Here is a 14,887-nt window from a genome sequence, read left to right on the forward strand (position 1 = left end):
TCGATCAGTATTGCGTAAACGAGGCATGCAATGGCGAATAACGAAAGCGTTCTGGACAGCAGCCGCCCCCATTCCGGCGGCAGTTTCTCCCTGCACCCCCTTCACGAGGCGGCATTGCGGATTGCGGAATTCGGGCTGGCGAAACCGCGGGCGCGCACCCGGGATCTGGTTGCCCTCCTGGTCAGCCACGGCGCGCGCGCCTGGCGCAGCGGCCAACCGCAGGTGCAGGTGCATCTGCATGTCGCCATCCAGGCCGGGCGTCGCCCGGTCCACCTGCGGCTCCGCTGAGCCCCGCCCTCAGAGCAGGCCGAGTTCGGCCAGTTCCCTGCGCAGGTCCTCGGGCATATCGGCCTCGCCGCTTTGCGATCCGAGATCGCGGGGAACATCCTCCGGCCTGTAATAGCGCCAGCCCTGAAAAGGCCGCTTCGGCTGCGGCGCAGTCTCGATCACGGCAGGCGCCAGAACGATGTCGCAATAGGAAATGCCATCCGCGCTTTTCACCGCCTCGAGCCCCAGTATCTGCTGGCGCGCCGCGACCTGTCCCTTGATGACCCAGTAAAGCGATCCGCCGTCCAGAATCTCCGGTACGCGCTTGGGCATCATGCGGGTCCGGTGGCGGCTATGCGGCTCCTGCCCGGCGGCCATTGCCGTCAGCGCGCGTTCGGCCACCCATTCCTTCAGGTCGGCGACGCTTTCCGCCCCGACGCATAGTTTGATCATGTGAAGGCTCATGGAAACTTTGAAGTCCTTTTCCGCATGGCGGTCAAGTCCGGCCCGACAACGCTCCACAGCGGCCTGCCCCTAGCATTCGACCACATTGACCGCGAGGCCGCCGGTCGCGGTCTCCTTGTAGCGCTCGCTCATGTCGATACCCGTCTGCCGCATGGTCTCGATACAGGCATCGAGCGGCACAAAATGCGAGCCGTCGCCCTTCAGCGCCAGCGAGGCCGCCGTCACCGCCTTTACCGCCCCCATCGCGTTGCGCTCGATGCACGGCACCTGCACGAGCCCGGCCACGGGATCGCATGTCATGCCGAGGTGATGTTCCAGCGCGATCTCGGCGGCGTTCTCCACCTGCGCCGGCGTGCCGCCCAGAACGGCGACAAGACCGGCCGCGGCCATCGCCGCCGCCGAGCCGACCTCCCCCTGACAGCCGACCTCGGCCCCCGAGATGGAGGCGTTGTGCTTGATAATGCCGCCGATGGCCGCCGCGGTCAGCAGAAAATCATGCACCTCGCGCTGTCCCGCCTCGGGGTGGAAACGCAGGAAGTAGCGAAGCGTCGCGGGAACGACGCCGGCCGCACCGTTCGTCGGCGCGGTGACAACACGCCCGCCGGAAGCGTTCTCCTCGTTCACCGCCATCGCATAGACGCTCAGCCAGTCATTCGCCAGCAACGGATTGGGACGGTTGTTGCGCCATTCGGTCTCGAGGCGTTCGAGCATGTCCCGGGCGCGGCGGCGCACCTTCAGCCCGCCGGGCATGATGCCGCCTTCGCGCAAGCCCCGCTCGATGCAGGCGCTCATCGCAGCCCATACGGCATCGAGCCGCCGGTCGAGTTCCGCCGGACTCATGCGACATTCCTCGTTCGCCCGCTTCATGGCGGCGATGCTATGGCCCGAGGCGGCCGACATGGCGAGCATCTCCCGCGCATTGGCGAAGGGAAACGGCACGGAATCGGCAGGCGCCTTGCCGCTTTCGCTGCGCCAGATCTCAAGCTCCTCTTCCGTCAGGACGAAGCCGCCGCCGATGGAATAATAGACCCTCCGCAACAGGTCCGCGCCGGATGCGTCGCGGGCGATGAACGTCATGCCGTTCGCATGGCCTTCGAGCGTCACATGCCGGTCGTAGATGAGATCGCGCGACGGATCGAAGCGGTAGCGGCCATGTCCCGGCGGCTCGACGCATTTGCGGTCCTCGACGGCGGCGACGATGGCGTCCATCGCATCGGGATCGACCGTATCCGGAGCGGCGCCGGTCAGGCCCAGGATGACCGCCCTGCCCGTTCCATGCCCGACGCCCGTATAGGCCAGCGAGCCGTGCAGGCTGACGAAAAGACAGTCGGCCGCGTCCTTCGCTCCGATGCGAACCAGATCGTCGAGAAATCGGTTGGCAGCGGTCATCGGCCCCATCGTATGGGAACTCGACGGGCCGATCCCGATCTTGAAAACATCGAAGACAGAAAGAAACATGCGGGAAGACGCCATCCGGACCGGAATTCGAACGCTTATTCTGCATCAAACACGCCGCCCCTGAAAGCCCCGAAGCGGAGGCAACCGCCGAATGCAAAATGGCGCGGCCACACGGGCCACGCCATCGGGAATTCCTGCTATACCGAAAACTCAGATGCCGCCGAACAGGAACGCGACGGCCATGACGAGCATAAACGCGATCAGGGCGCGGATCGTCACGCCCCAGCAGGATTTCTGTACGGTGTCTTCCATGATGACTCCAGATTCGTAAACGGGCGTCCACACGGAACGCCCTGCGCATCTGACTATTCAAAAAGCATGGCGCTGACAACTGGCGAAAAAGGCAGAACTGTGGCCGATTTTGCGGCCCAGCCATGCGCCTGCTGCATGCTTGCATGACAAAACAAGGGCTTGGCGTTTATATCTCATATTGCTGAAATACCGGCCGCCGCCCCGTTCCGGCCGGAATATTGGCGACGGCGAGGCCTTGCCGGATCGGCACGCCTGCTTCATATCTTGCGATGTCATACATGGGGGGAGGCATGACCACACTCGATTTCGTCGCGCTCGGATTTTTCTTCCTGCTCTGGACCGGATATTCCTGGCTGACGGCCGCGGAGCGGGTTCTGCCGCGGACGAGCCTGACACATGCCATGATCGAGCATCGGCGCGCATGGTTACGCAACGCACTGCGGCGCGACCTGCGCATGATCGACACGCAAATTCTCGCGGGATTGCAGAACGGCACGGCCTTCTTTGCCTCAACGTCGATCTTCGCCATCGGCGGCTGCTTCGCGCTTCTCGGCGCCACCCAGCAGGTCGAGGTCGTGTTCAAGGACCTGCCCTTCGTCAGCTATGCCGGGCGCACGGCCTTCGAACTGAAGGTCATTGGCCTGACCGCCCTGTTCGGCTATTCCTTCTTCAAGTTCGGCTGGTCCTACCGGCTGTTCAACTATTGCACCATTCTCTTCGGCGGCCTGCCCATGACCAGGGACGTGGATAACGACCTGAACGCGGCCGAGGATGCTGTGGAGCGCGCGGTGCAGATGAACATCATCGCCGCCGGCCACTTCAATGCGGGTCTGAGGGCGCTTTTTCTCTCCATCGGCTATCTCGGCTGGTTCATAGGACCGGCTGTCTTCATGGTCTCGACGGCCTTCATCATCGGCGTTCTCGTCAGGCGCCAGTTCTTCTCCCGGGCGCGGCTCGCGCTCTTGAATTGAGGCGTTTCGGAACATTTCGACGGAAAGCGCCGCGCATCGCAGCGGTGCCATGAAATTGCCGCGGTCTCGCCCTTTGAGGGTGCTGCCTGCACTGGCGGGAAACGGGAGCGACCGGGACGCCGCATAAAGGGCACGCGGCTTGCGCGATGCCCATCGGAAGCTCGGGAGGACCCTGCATGACCGGCATGAAGACGACGATATCGCCGAAACGGATTCCTCTGCCCGACGCCGCGCGCGGCCTGGCCCTGCTGGCGATGGCCTCCTATCATTTCACCTGGGATCTCGAATTCTTCGGCTATCTGGCGCCGGGCACCGCCACCCAGGGCCTCTGGAAGCTCTATGCCCGCGGCATCGCATCGTCCTTCCTGTTTCTGGTCGGCTTCAGCCTCGTCCTCGCGCATGTTCACGGCATCCGGTGGAAACCGTTCGGCAAAAGGCTGGCGATGGTCGCCGCATCCGCCGCGGCGATCACCGTGGCGACGCTGTTCGCCTTTCCCGCTACGGCCATCTATTTCGGCATCCTGCATGCGATCGCCGCCGCGAGCGTGATCGGGCTTCTGTTCCTGCGCCTGCCCGTTGCGGTCACGCTGCTGGCCGCCGCCGCCGTGCTCGCCGCGCCGCATTACCTGCATTCCCCGGCCTTCGATTCCTTCTGGCTGCTGTGGCTCGGGCTTGGCGAAACGCCGCCGCGGTCGAACGATTACGTGCCGCTGCTGCCCTGGCTGGCGCCGGTTCTCATCGGCATTGCCGCCGGCCGCCTGAGCATCCGCTTCGGCTTTCTCGAAAAAATGGCGAAGTGGCGCAACATGCCCCGCGTGCTGGTGCTGGCCGGGCAGCACAGTCTTCTCTTCTACCTGCTGCATCAGCCAATACTGATCGGTATCGTCTACCTGGCCTCGCTGGTCTATCCGCCGCCGGCAGCCGATCCCTCGCAATCCTACATCGGTTCCTGCGAAACATCCTGTACCGATGGCGGCAACGAGCCGGGCTTCTGCACGCGCTTCTGCGCATGCACGCTCGACCGCCTCCGCCAGCAGGAACTTCTGTCTCCATTCCTTGCCGGACAGATCAATCCGGGCGAAGACGAGCGTATTGGCGCAATCGCCGAATCGTGTTCTCTTATCGAAGAATAAAGAGGATACGCCAAATGAAAATGGCAGTTGACGCTTATCATATTCGGCCGCAAACCTTCCCTTGGCCGCCCGTTCATTTCGCAACGGCGATCATTGCGGCATTTATTCTTCGACAGGTCGCGCCGCTCGGGCTGACCGGCGGTGTCATGGCCGGCATTACAGGGACAATTCTTCTCTGCCTCAGCCTGTTTCTGGTCTTGTCTGCGGCAATCACTCTTCGCAACGGCGGCATGACCGTTCTGCCCCCGAAGGCCCCGCGCCACCTGATCACGCGCGGGCCGTTCCGCTACACGCGCAATCCCATCTATCTCGGCTATATCATGACGCTCGCCGCCTTCGGGCTGCTGGCGGCTGATGCCTGGTTCTTCATCGCGGCGATCGCTGCGGCTGTGGTGATGACCTTCGCCTCGATCCATCGCGAGGAAATCCATCTCCTCGCCCGCTTCGGCTCGGAATTCGAGCGCTATTGCCGCCGGACGCCGCGCTGGCTCTGAGCCGGTGCGCGGCGAAGGGTACAGGTCAGGTGCCGACGCCGATCTCGGCCATGCGGGTCAGACAGGCTTCCTCGACATTATCCAGTTCCGCCAGCGTTTCCTCGATATCCTTGCGCTTCTGGCGCAGTTCGGCACGTTTCTCGTCGACCTTCTTCATCAGGAGCTTGAGCTGGCCGACCTCGCCCGGAGGCTCCCTGTAAACCTGCACGATCTCGCGGATCTCCGCGACCGTGAAGCCGATACGGCGGCCGCGCAGGATTTCCATGAGCAGGCGGCGGTCGGCGGCACGGTAAAGCCGTGTTCGGCCGCGCCGTTCCGGGTGGATCAACCCCTCGTCCTCGTAGAAACGAAGCGTGCGGGTGGAAACCCCGAACTCTTTCGTCAGTTCGCTGATGCTGTAATATTTGTTCACGACCATGTATTCATCCCGAGCTGCCGTCCGGCCGGAATGCCCGGACCCTGCGGCGCCTGCGGTCAGGGCCGATGACCCGACCGTCGTTTTCAATGACGGGATAATACATTGACTTTTACGTAACAGTCAATTTCCGCAAGCGGCTCTTCAGCTGATGCCGAACCACCAGGTCGCAAGCCCGAGGAAGGCGAAAAAGCCGACGCAATCGGTGATCATCGTCACGAACACCGAAGAGGCAATCGCCGGGTCGGCCCGCAGCTTGTCGAGAAGCAGGGGAACGAGGATTCCGCCGAGCGCGGCAGCCATCATATTGACGATCATCGCGGCGCCGATGACGCCGCCGAGTTGCAGGCTCTGGAACCACAAGGCAGCGACCGCGCCAAGAAGTACGGCGAAAACCGATCCGTTCATCAGGCCGACGCCGGCCTCCCTGCGAATGATGCGGGAGGCGTTGTAGATATCGAGATCCTTCGTGGCCAGCGCCCGCACCGTCACCGTCATCGTCTGCGTGGCGGCATTGCCACCCATCGAGGCGACGATCGGCATGAGCACGGCAAGGGCGATCATCTTTTCGATGGACTCGTCGAAAAGCCCGATGATGCTGGCGGAAAAGAACGCCGTTCCCAGGTTGATCAGCAGCCAGGGCACGCGCGACCGCACCGTCGACAGGGCGCTGTCGGACAGTTCCTCGTCGCCCACACCGGCCAGGCGGCGGATATCCTCGTCGGCCTCCTCGGTGATCACGTCGACCACGTCGTCGATGGTCAGCACGCCGACCAGACGTCCGTTCTCGTCGACGACGGCGGCGGACAGAAGGTCATATTGCTCGAAGATCTGCGCCGCCTCCTCCTGATCCATCGAGGCCGCAATGGAATGCGTCGTCTCGTGCATGATATCCTCGATCCGCACCTGGCGCTTGGTCCGCAGGATACGGTCGAGATCGACGGAGCCGAGCAGCTTGAAGGTGGGGTCGATGACGAAGATCTGCGTGAAGCGCTCCGGCAGATCCTCGTCCTCGCGCATGTAGTCGATCGTCTGGCCCACCGTCCAGAACGGCGGCACGGCCACGAACTCGGTCTGCATGCGGCGGCCGGCGGAGCTTTCGGGATAGTCGAGGGCGCGACGCAGGCGAACGCGTTCGGTGAACGGCAATTGCGCCAGAATGTCTTCCCGATCCTCGTGGTCGAGGTCCTCGAGGATGTAGACCGCATCGTCCGAATCCAGGTCGCCGATGGCGGCTGCGATCCGGGCGTTGGGAAGCTGGTCGACGATCTCAAGGCGAATTGCCTCGTCGACCTCGGTCAGCGCCGTCAGGTCGAAATCGTCGCCCAGCAGATGAACCAGGGCAAGGCGCTGGTCCGGCAACAGGGCCTCGAGCAGATCGCCAAGCTCCGACTCGTGCAACCGGGCGACTTTCTGGCGCAGGAACAGGATATCCCGGTCGGCGATCGCCGCCCCGACGAGCGTCAGGAAATCCTGACGGAGCGAACCGTCTTCGGCATAGATATCGTTGGCCGCCGGCTCCGGCGCGGGCGAGCGCTCGGTCTCTTTCGCGGTTTCCGTCATCAGCCGCCCTTCCCGTTTGCATTCCCTGGACAGGTCCGCCGCCTGCGGACGTGTGGAGAATGGCGTCAAAAAGCATATTGTCAACAACCGGATAGCAAGAAACCCGGGATCGCCCGCGATGTTTGGCGAAAGGCTTGTGCGGCGCAGCGGAATCCGGCAGAACATCGGGCCGAAAGGGAGGTTTTCATGACGGTCCGCCCCATCCTGCGCTATCCCGATCCCGGCCTCGGCCGAGTCTGCTCTCCCGTCACCGCCTTTGATTCCTCCCTGCGCGCGCTCGCCGAAGATCTCGCAGACACGATGCGCGCCGCCCCCGGCGTCGGGATCACCGCGGCCCATATCGGCGTCGATCAGCGACTTTTCGTGCTGGAGCTTTCGAAGGACGACGGGTTGCGGATCTACGTGAACCCGGAAATCCTCGAATTTTCCACAACGACCATGCGCCATGTCGAAGGCAGCGTCTCGATGCCCGGAGCGACGGAGGAAGTCGAGCGCCCCGATGCCGTCATCGTCCGCTATCAGGACCTCGACGGTCGTGCCCTCGAAGAACGCGCCGAGGGTTTCCTCGCCGTCTGCATCCAGCATGAGATCGATCAGCTCGACGGCATTTTCTGGTTGCAGCGCCTGTCCCGCCTGAAGCGGGAACGTCTCTTCACAAGGTGGAAGAAGGCCCGGCGCTGACGGCAAGAAGCGGAAACGCAAAAGGGCGGCACAGCCGCCGCCCCTGTCGCGTCATGTCTCCGAAGGAGGGCGAACGATATTCAGCCGACGAAAGCGCGTTCGATGACGAATTCGGCCGGGTTGTTGTTCGCCCCTTCCGTCAGTCCCGCCTTTTCCAGCAGGGCGGCGGTATCGCGGATCATCGTCATGGAACCGCAGATCATGGCGCGGTCCACCGCCGGATCGAGCGGCGGCACGCCGAGATCGGCAAACAGCTTGCCGCTTTCGATCAGGTCGGTGATGCGTCCCTTGAACGGGTAGTCCTCGCGCGTCACGGTCGCATAATGCTTCAGCTTGTCGCCGACGATCTCGTTCAGCATCTCGTCGGCGCGGATTTCCTCGACCAGATCGAAGCCGTATTTCAGTTCGGCGACTTCGCGGCACGTATGGGTCAGGATGACTTCCTCGTACTTCTCATAGGTTTCCGGATCGCGGATCAGGCTGGCGAAGGGAGCGATGCCGGTGCCGGTCGAGAACATGTAGAGCCGCTTGCCGGGGACCAGCGCATCGAGGACGAGCGTGCCGGTCGGCTTCTTGCGCATCAGTACCTTGTCGCCCGGCTTGATCTTCTGAAGATGCTGGGTCAGCGGGCCGTCCGGCACCTTGATCGAGAAGAACTCCAGTTCCTCCGACCAGGCCGGGCTGGCGATCGAATAGGCGCGGTAGATCGGCTTGTCGCCCACCACCAGCCCGATCATGGCGAACTCGCCCGAGCGGAAGCGGAAGCCGGCGGGCCGGGTCATGGTGAAACGGAACAGGTAATCGGTATAATGCGTCACGCTCAACACGGTCTCGGCATAAACGCCGGCAGGCAGATTGGTGGCGAATTCTTCGGTCTTGGCGGGAGCATTCATAGAAGTCCGGTCCTGTTCGTCTTGGCTTTCCGCCGCCTTTCGGCGGCCGTGATGGGAATGCGTCTGCTCTGATCGTGTTGCAAGAACCCGTTGCGACTACGGAGGTCCCATACAAAACCGGCATGAAAAGGTCAACAAATCTGTCGTTTCCGCCCCGGAAGGCGGTGCGACAAATCGGCAGGACGGCCTGCCGTCCCCTGCCCGTCGCTGATGGCCGTGCCGGACGTCCTGCCGCGTCCGTCCTTACCCCTTGCGGCGCCAGCTATAGCCGGCGCCCGCCGCCTCGTGTTTCACCGACGGCTGGTAATGCTCGGCGATGCCCGGCAGCGTTCCGGCCTCGAGACGGGCGATCGCAACCGGATTGGTGACGGCGAGGCTGGAAAAGCCGGTGCGCAGCATGTGGGGGATCTGGTCGAGCAGAACGTCGCCGACGGCGCGCAACTCTCCCTTGTAGCCGAGCCGGTCGCGCAGCAGGGCCGCCTGGCTGAAGCCGCGCCCGTCGCTGAACGCCGGGAACGTCACCGCCACGAAGGCGATCCGGTCCAGATAGGGCTCCAGCGCCCGCACGTCGTCGGCAGGCTTGAGCACGACCGCGAGATTGGCCTCGTTGCTTTCCGATGCGTGCGCGATGAAATCCTCCAGCCCGAGCACGGCAGTCTCTCCGTCTCCGGCCTTGCGTTCCTCGGTTTCGATCACAAAACGGTCGCTGTCGGCAAAGCCGTCCCGTTCGCTCCAGATGCGTGTCATGCTTTTTCCTTACGCGGCTTCGGCGGACGAGCCGCCATAGAGCGCTTCCTTGAACGGCTTCGGGCCGACGCGGCGGTACGCTTCGAGGAAGGTTTCCGAGGCATTCTGGCGAAGGCCGAGATAGGTGTTGACGATGGTCTCCACCGCGTCCGTGACCTTCTCCGGCTCGAAGCCCCGGCCGATGATCTCGCCGACCGAACTGTGCTCGTCCGCCGAACCGCCGAGTGTGATCTGGTAGAGCTCCGCCCCTTTCTTCTCCACGCCCAGCAGGCCGATATGACCGGCATGATGATGACCGCAGGCGTTGATGCAGCCGGAAATCTTGATCTTGAGATCGCCGATCTCCTTCTGCCGTTCCGCAGCCCCGAAACGTTCGGAAATCTCCTGCGCCAGCGGAATGGAGCGTGCATTCGCGAGCGCGCAGTAATCGAGGCCCGGGCAGGCGATGATATCGGTGATGAGGCCGGCATTGGCCGTCGCCAGCCCCGCGGGCTGAAGGGCACGGTAGACCGGCTCCAGATCGGCGAGCGCCACATGCGGCAGAACGAGGTTCTGCTCATGGGTCACGCGGATTTCATCGAAGGCGTATTCCTCGGCAATCGCCGCCACCGCATCCATCTGCGCATCCGAGGCATCGCCCGGAATGCCGCCGATCGGCTTCAGCGAGATGGTCACGGATGCGTAGTCCGGGTTCTTGTGCGGACGGACGTTGCGGTCCACCCAGCAGGCGAAGCCCTCATCCGCCTTTTTCCAACGGGCAAGGCTTTCCCAGCCTTCCGGGCGCTCGACGAGGGCCGGCGGCGCGAAATAGGCGGTGATGGCGGCGATATCGGCATCCGGCAGCTTCAGTTCGCCGTCCTTCAATGCAGCGAATTCGGCTTCGATCTGGCGCGTCAGTTCCTCGACGCCCGTTTCATGCACGAGGATCTTGATGCGCGCCTTGTATTTGTTGTCGCGGCGGCCGTGCAGGTTGTAAACGCGCAGGATCGCGGTCGTATAGGCCAGAAGATCGGCCTCGGGAACGAAATCGTTGATCTTCTTCGCCACCAGCGGCGTGCGGCCTTGCCCCCCGCCGATATAGAACGCGAAACCGAGTTCACCCCGGTCGTTCTTCTTCAGGTGCAGGCCGATATCATGGAACTGGATGGCGGCGCGGTCGTGCTCGGCGCCGGTGATGGCGATCTTGAACTTGCGCGGCAGGAACGAGAATTCCGGATGCACCGTGGACCATTGCCGGAGAATTTCCGCATAGGGCCGCGGGTCGGCCACTTCATCGGCGGCGGCGCCGGCGAACTGGTCGGAGGTCACGTTGCGGATGCAGTTCCCCGATGTCTGGAGCGCATGCATTTCCACGCTGGCCAGTTCGGCCAGGATATCGGGACAATCCGCCAGCGCCGGCCAGTTGTACTGGATGTTCTGCCGGGTCGTGAAATGACCGTAGCCGCGGTCGTAGCGGCGCGCGATATGCGCCAGCATCCGAAGCTGCCGCGCATTGAGCGTGCCGTAGGGGATGGCGACGCGCAGCATGTAGGCATGAAGCTGGAGATAGACGCCGTTCATCAGCCGCAGCGGCTTGAAGGCATCCTCGGCCAGTTCGCCGCTCAGACGGCGCTCGACCTGATCGCGGAACTGCTCCACGCGCGCCAATACGAAATCACGGTCGAATTCATCGTAACGATACATGGTCTTCCTCAGGAGGCAATGAAATCGGGATCGGCGTGCTCGTAGCCGTTCGAATAGGCGATCGTCGGCCCGGCGGCCCGGATCCGCTCGCGCAGGCGGACGGGCCACAGCTTGCCATCCGTCTCCTGCACATCGATGACGGCGACGTCCACGACGCGGTTGGCGGCGAAATCACGCTTGCCGATGGCCTCCAGCGAAGCGACGGCCTCCTCATGCCGGGCGACCAGCGCCTCCTGGAGGTTTTCGGACCATTGGCCGGATGCGTCGAGCCATACGGCGATGCCGTCGGTCAGGCGGTTGGCCGTCAGGACTTTCGCTGTCATTGCTCTTTCTCCAGAATGGCGGCCACCGCGACATGGCCGGCGGCAAGGTTTTCGGAATGGGTGAAGCGCCCGCCCGCCACGGCTTCGCCGATGATGACCATGACCGGTCCCGCCAGATCGTCGCGGGCGGCCAGGTCCGGCAGGTCCTTCAGCGTGCCGTGCAGAAGGCGGCGATTGGCCCGGCTGGCGTTCTCGACCACGGCGACCGGCGTTTCCCTGGCAAGCCCGACCTGCATCAGCCGGTCGGCCACGGAGGCCGCGACCGTGCTGCCCATATAGACGGCGACCGTGGCGCCGGATACGGCAAGGCTCGCCCAGTCGGGAAGGACCTCCCCGGCCAGATCGTGACCCGTGGTGAAAATCAGCGACGACGCGACGCCGCGCACCGTCAGCGGCAGTTCGAAGTCGGCGGCGGCGGCGAAGGCGGAAGTGATGCCCGGCACGACCTCGTAGGCGATGCCGGCCTGCCGCAGCGCCTCCATTTCCTCCGCCGCGCGTCCGTAGACCAGCGGATCGCCGGACTTCAGGCGCACGACACGCTTGCCCTCGGCGCCCAGCCGCACCAGCAGGCGGTTGATCTCGTCCTGCGTCTTCGAGTGGCATCCCTTGCGCTTGCCGACCGGAAAGCGTTCCGCATCGCGCCGGCCCATGTCGACGAGCGCCTGCGGCACCAGCGCATCGTAGACGATGGCATCGGCCTGCATCAGCAGCCTGTGGGCGCGCAGCGTCAGCAGATCTTCGGCGCCCGGCCCTGCCCCGACCAGAAAGACGCGGCCCGGCTGGACGTGATCGGCCGCCAGCAGACGTCCCGCCTCCGCCCGCGCCACATCGAGGTTGCCATTCTCCACGGCTTCGGCCACGCGGCCGGAAAAAAAGCCCTGCCAGAAGCTACGACGGGCGGAACCGCGCGGCAGGCGCTCGGCGGCGGGACGAAAATCCATCGCCAGACGCGCGAGCCGGCCGAGCGAGGCAGGCAGAAGCCTGTCCACGGTCATGCGGATCATCTGGGCAAGCACCGGCCCGGCCCCCTCCGTGCCGATGGCGACGGCAACCGGCGCGCGGGACACGATGGCGGGCGTGTAGAAATCGCAATGATCCGGCTGGTCGACGGCATTCGCGGGCACGTTGGCCGAGCGCGCGGCCGAAACGATCATCCGGTCGAGACCTTCATCGCCCGTCGCGGCGAAAACGAGCCGGAAATCCGACAGCGACGCCGGTGGCGCGATGTCCTCGATCACCTCGATGCGATGCTCTGCCAGAAAACCCGCATAGGCCGGCTCCGGCTCGTCCGCAAAGGCGATGATGCGCGCCTGCGTGCCGGCCAGAAGCCGCGCCTTGGCATAGGCCTCGTCGCCGTTTCCGAACACGGCGACCTTCTCGCCCGCGACCCGGAAAAAGGCGGGGAAACTCGACAGTTTTTCGTCACCAGCGCTCATGAAACAGGTCCGTGGATAGGGATTTCCGCAGTTTCGCGGAATATCGCGGCAAGACGCGCATTTATGAAGGTACGGAAATCCGCCGACCCGCACCCTGGGGTATTTCTTTTCTCGATAAGGGCAGAACAAGAAAAAATCCCACTACCGAGTCTCTCTCCAGCCCCGTTACACCCGCAAACCGACATTGACAGGCGCGAAATTTGGTCGTGTTGTGCGCCTGCGAAAACACATACCGGAACAAGGCTCGCCCTATGGCAGATACGAAGACCGCCGCCCGCCTTCTCGACGTGATCGAAAAGGACATTCTCCCCCTCACAGTAAAGGGTGTCGCTTTCGGCAACAAGGTGTTCGGTGCGGCCATCCTGAGAAAATCCGACCTGTCGCTGGTCATCGCCGAGACCAACAACGAGCTTGAAAATCCGCTCTGGCACGGCGAGGTGCATACGTTGAAACGGTTCTACGAACTGGGCGAACGGCCGAACGCGAAGGACCTGATCTTCCTTTCCACCCACGAACCCTGCACCATGTGCATGTCGGCCATCACCTGGGCCGGGTTCGACAATTTCTACTATTTCTTCAGCCACGAGGATTCGCGCGACGCCTTCGCCATTCCGCACGATCTGAAGATCCTGAAGGAGGTCTTCGGGCTGGAACCCGGCGGGTATCGCCGCAACAACGCCTTCTGGAACGCCTTTGCGCTGGCCGATCTCGTCGCCGCCGCGCCGGAACCCGACAGATTGGCCCTTCAGGCACAATCGGCGCGCATCGACGCCGCCTATGCGTCGCTCTCCGACAGCTATCAGGCGTCGAAGACCGACAACGCCATTCCGCTGAACTGAGATGAGAAGAGACGGCCTTGAAAGGAAAAACGCGATGGAAGCGTCAAGGGACATTTCACGCCTGATCGAGATCATGGAGCGCCTGCGCGATCGCGAGACCGGCTGCCCGTGGGACATCGAGCAGGATTTCGCGTCCATCAAGCCCTATACGATCGAGGAAGCCTATGAGGTCGCCGACGCCATCGAGCGAAACGACATGGGCGACCTGTGCGAAGAACTGGGCGATCTGCTGCTTCAGGTGGTCTTCCACGCCCGCATGGCCGAGGAAGCCGGGCACTTTTCCTTCGGCGACGTGGTGGAGGCGGTGACGCGGAAGATGATCCGCCGCCATCCGCACGTCTTTGCCCGCTCCGTGGCCGATACGCCCGACAAGGTGAAGGCGCAGTGGGACGAGATCAAGACGCAGGAGAAGGCCGAACGCGCCGAACGGCGCGCCCGCCTCGGCGGCGAGGAGACCTTCAAGATCGGCCATCTCGGCTCGGTGCCGCGCACCTTCCCGGCCCTCATGGAAGCGCTGAAGCTTCAGGAGCAGGCGGCGAAGGTCGGTTTCGACTGGTCGGAGCCCGAACCGATCCTCGACAAGATCGAGGAGGAGATCGCCGAATTCCGCGCGGCGCTGGCGAAGGGCGACAAGGCCCACATATCCGACGAACTGGGCGACCTGATCTTCGCCGCCGCCAATATCGGCCGTCATGTCAAGGCCGATCCCGAAGACGCGTTGCGCGGCACCAACACCAAGTTCCGCCGCCGCTTCGCCCACATCGAAAAGGCCCTCGCCGCAAAAGGCGTTTCGCTGGCGGATGCGACACTGGACGAGATGGAAGCGCTTTGGCAGGCGGCGAAGGAAGAGGAGGCCGTAAGGTAGGGTGGACCCTTCAAGAACGCGCGCGCTCCAGCCTCGTATCCAGCCCCCAACCGATCACAACGCCCACAGGCACGGTGGCGATCAGCTTAAAGAAGGGGGCCGCCATGAAAACGAAGATCGCCCCCAATGAGGCCGATATCCAAAATACATTATAGACGACGCCTATATCAACGACGAACGCCAGCGCACCAATCGCGAAGGCCGCGAATGATCGACTCCGCCACAGAAAGACGCTGAACAACACAATAAAATAGGGCATGCTTCCAAAGCAGAACATCCCCACAAAAAAGGCTTCCGCCCTGCCGGTCGGAGCTACAAGATATATATAGCCGTTCAGCGAAATACCAAAAAGAGAGATGAGAACGGCAAGCGTCACAGAAAAGCGTTTCACCGTCAAACACT

The 14,887-nt window shown here is 63.4% G+C and carries 17 protein-coding genes; 7 read left to right on the forward strand and 10 right to left on the reverse strand.

The features are described 5' to 3' along the window. The first annotated feature begins 30 nt into the window (after positions 1 to 30). The gene (locus NOF55_RS11560) at positions 31 to 288 is read left to right on the forward strand and encodes a hypothetical protein (RefSeq protein WP_306411511.1); all 258 of its coding nucleotides are present in this window, start codon (positions 31 to 33) and stop codon (positions 286 to 288) included. A gap of 9 nt (positions 289 to 297) precedes the next feature. Here NOF55_RS11560 and NOF55_RS11565 read toward each other — a convergent pair whose 3' ends face one another. Both NOF55_RS11565 and NOF55_RS11570 read right to left on the reverse strand, forming a co-directional pair. Next, positions 298 to 732, reverse strand: a complete 435-nt coding sequence (locus NOF55_RS11565) for a DUF1489 family protein (protein ID WP_306411512.1) — start codon at positions 730 to 732, stop codon at positions 298 to 300. A 69-nt stretch (positions 733 to 801) separates the two neighbouring features. Next, complete coding sequence (locus NOF55_RS11570; RefSeq protein WP_306411513.1) at positions 802 to 2,190, reverse strand: L-serine ammonia-lyase; 1,389 nt, start codon at positions 2,188 to 2,190, stop codon at positions 802 to 804. A gap of 542 nt (positions 2,191 to 2,732) precedes the next feature. Here NOF55_RS11570 and NOF55_RS11575 point away from each other — a divergent pair. From NOF55_RS11575 to NOF55_RS11585, 3 genes are all read left to right on the forward strand, one after another. Further along, entirely contained in the window at positions 2,733 to 3,413 is a 681-nt protein-coding gene (locus NOF55_RS11575; RefSeq protein ID WP_306411514.1) for a DUF599 domain-containing protein, read from the forward strand. A 176-nt stretch (positions 3,414 to 3,589) separates the two neighbouring features. Next, a complete protein-coding gene (locus NOF55_RS11580; protein WP_306411515.1) occupies positions 3,590 to 4,546 on the forward strand; it encodes an acetyltransferase domain-containing protein in 957 nt (318 codons plus the stop codon). A 146-nt stretch (positions 4,547 to 4,692) separates the two neighbouring features. Beyond that, positions 4,693 to 5,040 (forward strand): methyltransferase family protein, encoded by a 348-nt coding sequence (locus NOF55_RS11585; protein WP_306411516.1) that lies wholly within the window; start codon positions 4,693 to 4,695, stop codon positions 5,038 to 5,040. A 25-nt stretch (positions 5,041 to 5,065) separates the two neighbouring features. Here the strand turns inward: NOF55_RS11585 and NOF55_RS11590 are convergent, their stop codons facing one another. Both NOF55_RS11590 and mgtE read right to left on the reverse strand, forming a co-directional pair. Beyond that, positions 5,066 to 5,458, reverse strand: coding sequence for a MerR family transcriptional regulator (locus NOF55_RS11590; protein ID WP_306411517.1), 393 nt, complete (start codon positions 5,456 to 5,458; stop codon positions 5,066 to 5,068). Between the two features lie 141 nt (positions 5,459 to 5,599). Beyond that, positions 5,600 to 7,018 carry a magnesium transporter gene (gene mgtE / locus NOF55_RS11595; RefSeq protein WP_306411518.1) on the reverse strand — a complete coding sequence of 473 codons (1,419 nt, stop codon included), beginning with the start codon at positions 7,016 to 7,018 and terminating at the stop codon, positions 5,600 to 5,602. Between the two features lie 186 nt (positions 7,019 to 7,204). Between mgtE and NOF55_RS11600 the strand changes: the two genes are divergently transcribed. Then, the gene (locus NOF55_RS11600) at positions 7,205 to 7,699 is read left to right on the forward strand and encodes a peptide deformylase (protein ID WP_306411519.1); all 495 of its coding nucleotides are present in this window, start codon (positions 7,205 to 7,207) and stop codon (positions 7,697 to 7,699) included. A gap of 80 nt (positions 7,700 to 7,779) precedes the next feature. On the opposite strand, the gene NOF55_RS11605 is transcribed toward NOF55_RS11600, so the two are convergent. The 5 genes from NOF55_RS11605 to cysG all read right to left on the reverse strand — a co-directional run bounded on the left by NOF55_RS11605 (position 7,780) and on the right by cysG (position 12,781). Beyond that, entirely contained in the window at positions 7,780 to 8,592 is an 813-nt protein-coding gene (locus NOF55_RS11605) for a ferredoxin--NADP reductase (RefSeq protein WP_306411520.1), read from the reverse strand. 243 nt (positions 8,593 to 8,835) lie between these two features. Further along, positions 8,836 to 9,339 (reverse strand): DUF934 domain-containing protein, encoded by a 504-nt coding sequence (locus NOF55_RS11610; protein WP_306411521.1) that lies wholly within the window; start codon positions 9,337 to 9,339, stop codon positions 8,836 to 8,838. A gap of 9 nt (positions 9,340 to 9,348) precedes the next feature. Further along, complete coding sequence (locus NOF55_RS11615) at positions 9,349 to 11,022, reverse strand: nitrite/sulfite reductase (RefSeq protein WP_306411522.1); 1,674 nt, start codon at positions 11,020 to 11,022, stop codon at positions 9,349 to 9,351. An 8-nt stretch (positions 11,023 to 11,030) separates the two neighbouring features. Beyond that, positions 11,031 to 11,345, reverse strand: a complete 315-nt coding sequence (locus NOF55_RS11620; protein ID WP_306411523.1) for a DUF2849 domain-containing protein — start codon at positions 11,343 to 11,345, stop codon at positions 11,031 to 11,033. Then, positions 11,342 to 12,781: a siroheme synthase CysG gene (gene cysG, locus NOF55_RS11625; protein WP_306411524.1), complete on the reverse strand. Its 1,440-nt coding sequence runs from the start codon at positions 12,779 to 12,781 to the stop codon at positions 11,342 to 11,344. The genes NOF55_RS11620 and cysG overlap by 4 nt, the downstream gene beginning before the upstream one ends. A 251-nt stretch (positions 12,782 to 13,032) precedes the next feature. Here cysG and NOF55_RS11630 point away from each other — a divergent pair, with 251 nt between their 5' ends. Together NOF55_RS11630 and mazG are read left to right on the forward strand one after the other, a co-directional pair. Beyond that, complete coding sequence (locus NOF55_RS11630; protein WP_306411525.1) at positions 13,033 to 13,620, forward strand: nucleoside deaminase; 588 nt, start codon at positions 13,033 to 13,035, stop codon at positions 13,618 to 13,620. A gap of 34 nt (positions 13,621 to 13,654) precedes the next feature. Beyond that, the gene (gene mazG, locus NOF55_RS11635; protein ID WP_306411526.1) at positions 13,655 to 14,485 is read left to right on the forward strand and encodes a nucleoside triphosphate pyrophosphohydrolase; all 831 of its coding nucleotides are present in this window, start codon (positions 13,655 to 13,657) and stop codon (positions 14,483 to 14,485) included. A gap of 10 nt (positions 14,486 to 14,495) precedes the next feature. On the opposite strand, the gene NOF55_RS11640 is transcribed toward mazG, so the two are convergent. Continuing rightward, positions 14,496 to 14,876, reverse strand: coding sequence for a hypothetical protein (locus NOF55_RS11640; protein WP_306411527.1), 381 nt, complete (start codon positions 14,874 to 14,876; stop codon positions 14,496 to 14,498). Between the last annotated feature and the right edge of the window lie 11 nt (positions 14,877 to 14,887).

Origin of the sequence: Ectorhizobium quercum, from assembly GCF_026552795.1 — a bacterium.
Taxonomy (GTDB): Bacteria; Pseudomonadota; Alphaproteobacteria; order Rhizobiales; family Rhizobiaceae; genus Ectorhizobium; species Ectorhizobium quercum.

Excerpts from the sequence above, each read along its gene's own strand:
- NOF55_RS11560 (WP_306411511.1), top strand. The coding sequence starts at position 31 with ATGGCGAATAACGAAAGCGTTCTGGACAGCAGCCGCCCCCATTCCGGC.
- NOF55_RS11565 (WP_306411512.1), bottom strand. The coding sequence starts at position 732 with ATGAGCCTTCACATGATCAAACTATGCGTCGGGGCGGAAAGCGTCGCC.
- NOF55_RS11570 (WP_306411513.1), bottom strand. The coding sequence starts at position 2,190 with ATGTTTCTTTCTGTCTTCGATGTTTTCAAGATCGGGATCGGCCCGTCG.
- NOF55_RS11575 (WP_306411514.1), top strand. The coding sequence starts at position 2,733 with ATGACCACACTCGATTTCGTCGCGCTCGGATTTTTCTTCCTGCTCTGG.
- NOF55_RS11580 (WP_306411515.1), top strand. The coding sequence starts at position 3,590 with ATGACCGGCATGAAGACGACGATATCGCCGAAACGGATTCCTCTGCCC.
- NOF55_RS11585 (WP_306411516.1), top strand. The coding sequence starts at position 4,693 with ATGGCCGGCATTACAGGGACAATTCTTCTCTGCCTCAGCCTGTTTCTG.
- NOF55_RS11590 (WP_306411517.1), bottom strand. The coding sequence starts at position 5,458 with ATGGTCGTGAACAAATATTACAGCATCAGCGAACTGACGAAAGAGTTC.
- mgtE (WP_306411518.1), bottom strand. The coding sequence starts at position 7,018 with ATGACGGAAACCGCGAAAGAGACCGAGCGCTCGCCCGCGCCGGAGCCG.
- NOF55_RS11600 (WP_306411519.1), top strand. The coding sequence starts at position 7,205 with ATGACGGTCCGCCCCATCCTGCGCTATCCCGATCCCGGCCTCGGCCGA.
- NOF55_RS11605 (WP_306411520.1), bottom strand. The coding sequence starts at position 8,592 with ATGAATGCTCCCGCCAAGACCGAAGAATTCGCCACCAATCTGCCTGCC.
- NOF55_RS11610 (WP_306411521.1), bottom strand. The coding sequence starts at position 9,339 with ATGACACGCATCTGGAGCGAACGGGACGGCTTTGCCGACAGCGACCGT.
- NOF55_RS11615 (WP_306411522.1), bottom strand. The coding sequence starts at position 11,022 with ATGTATCGTTACGATGAATTCGACCGTGATTTCGTATTGGCGCGCGTG.
- NOF55_RS11620 (WP_306411523.1), bottom strand. The coding sequence starts at position 11,345 with ATGACAGCGAAAGTCCTGACGGCCAACCGCCTGACCGACGGCATCGCC.
- cysG (WP_306411524.1), bottom strand. The coding sequence starts at position 12,781 with ATGAGCGCTGGTGACGAAAAACTGTCGAGTTTCCCCGCCTTTTTCCGG.
- NOF55_RS11630 (WP_306411525.1), top strand. The coding sequence starts at position 13,033 with ATGGCAGATACGAAGACCGCCGCCCGCCTTCTCGACGTGATCGAAAAG.
- mazG (WP_306411526.1), top strand. The coding sequence starts at position 13,655 with ATGGAAGCGTCAAGGGACATTTCACGCCTGATCGAGATCATGGAGCGC.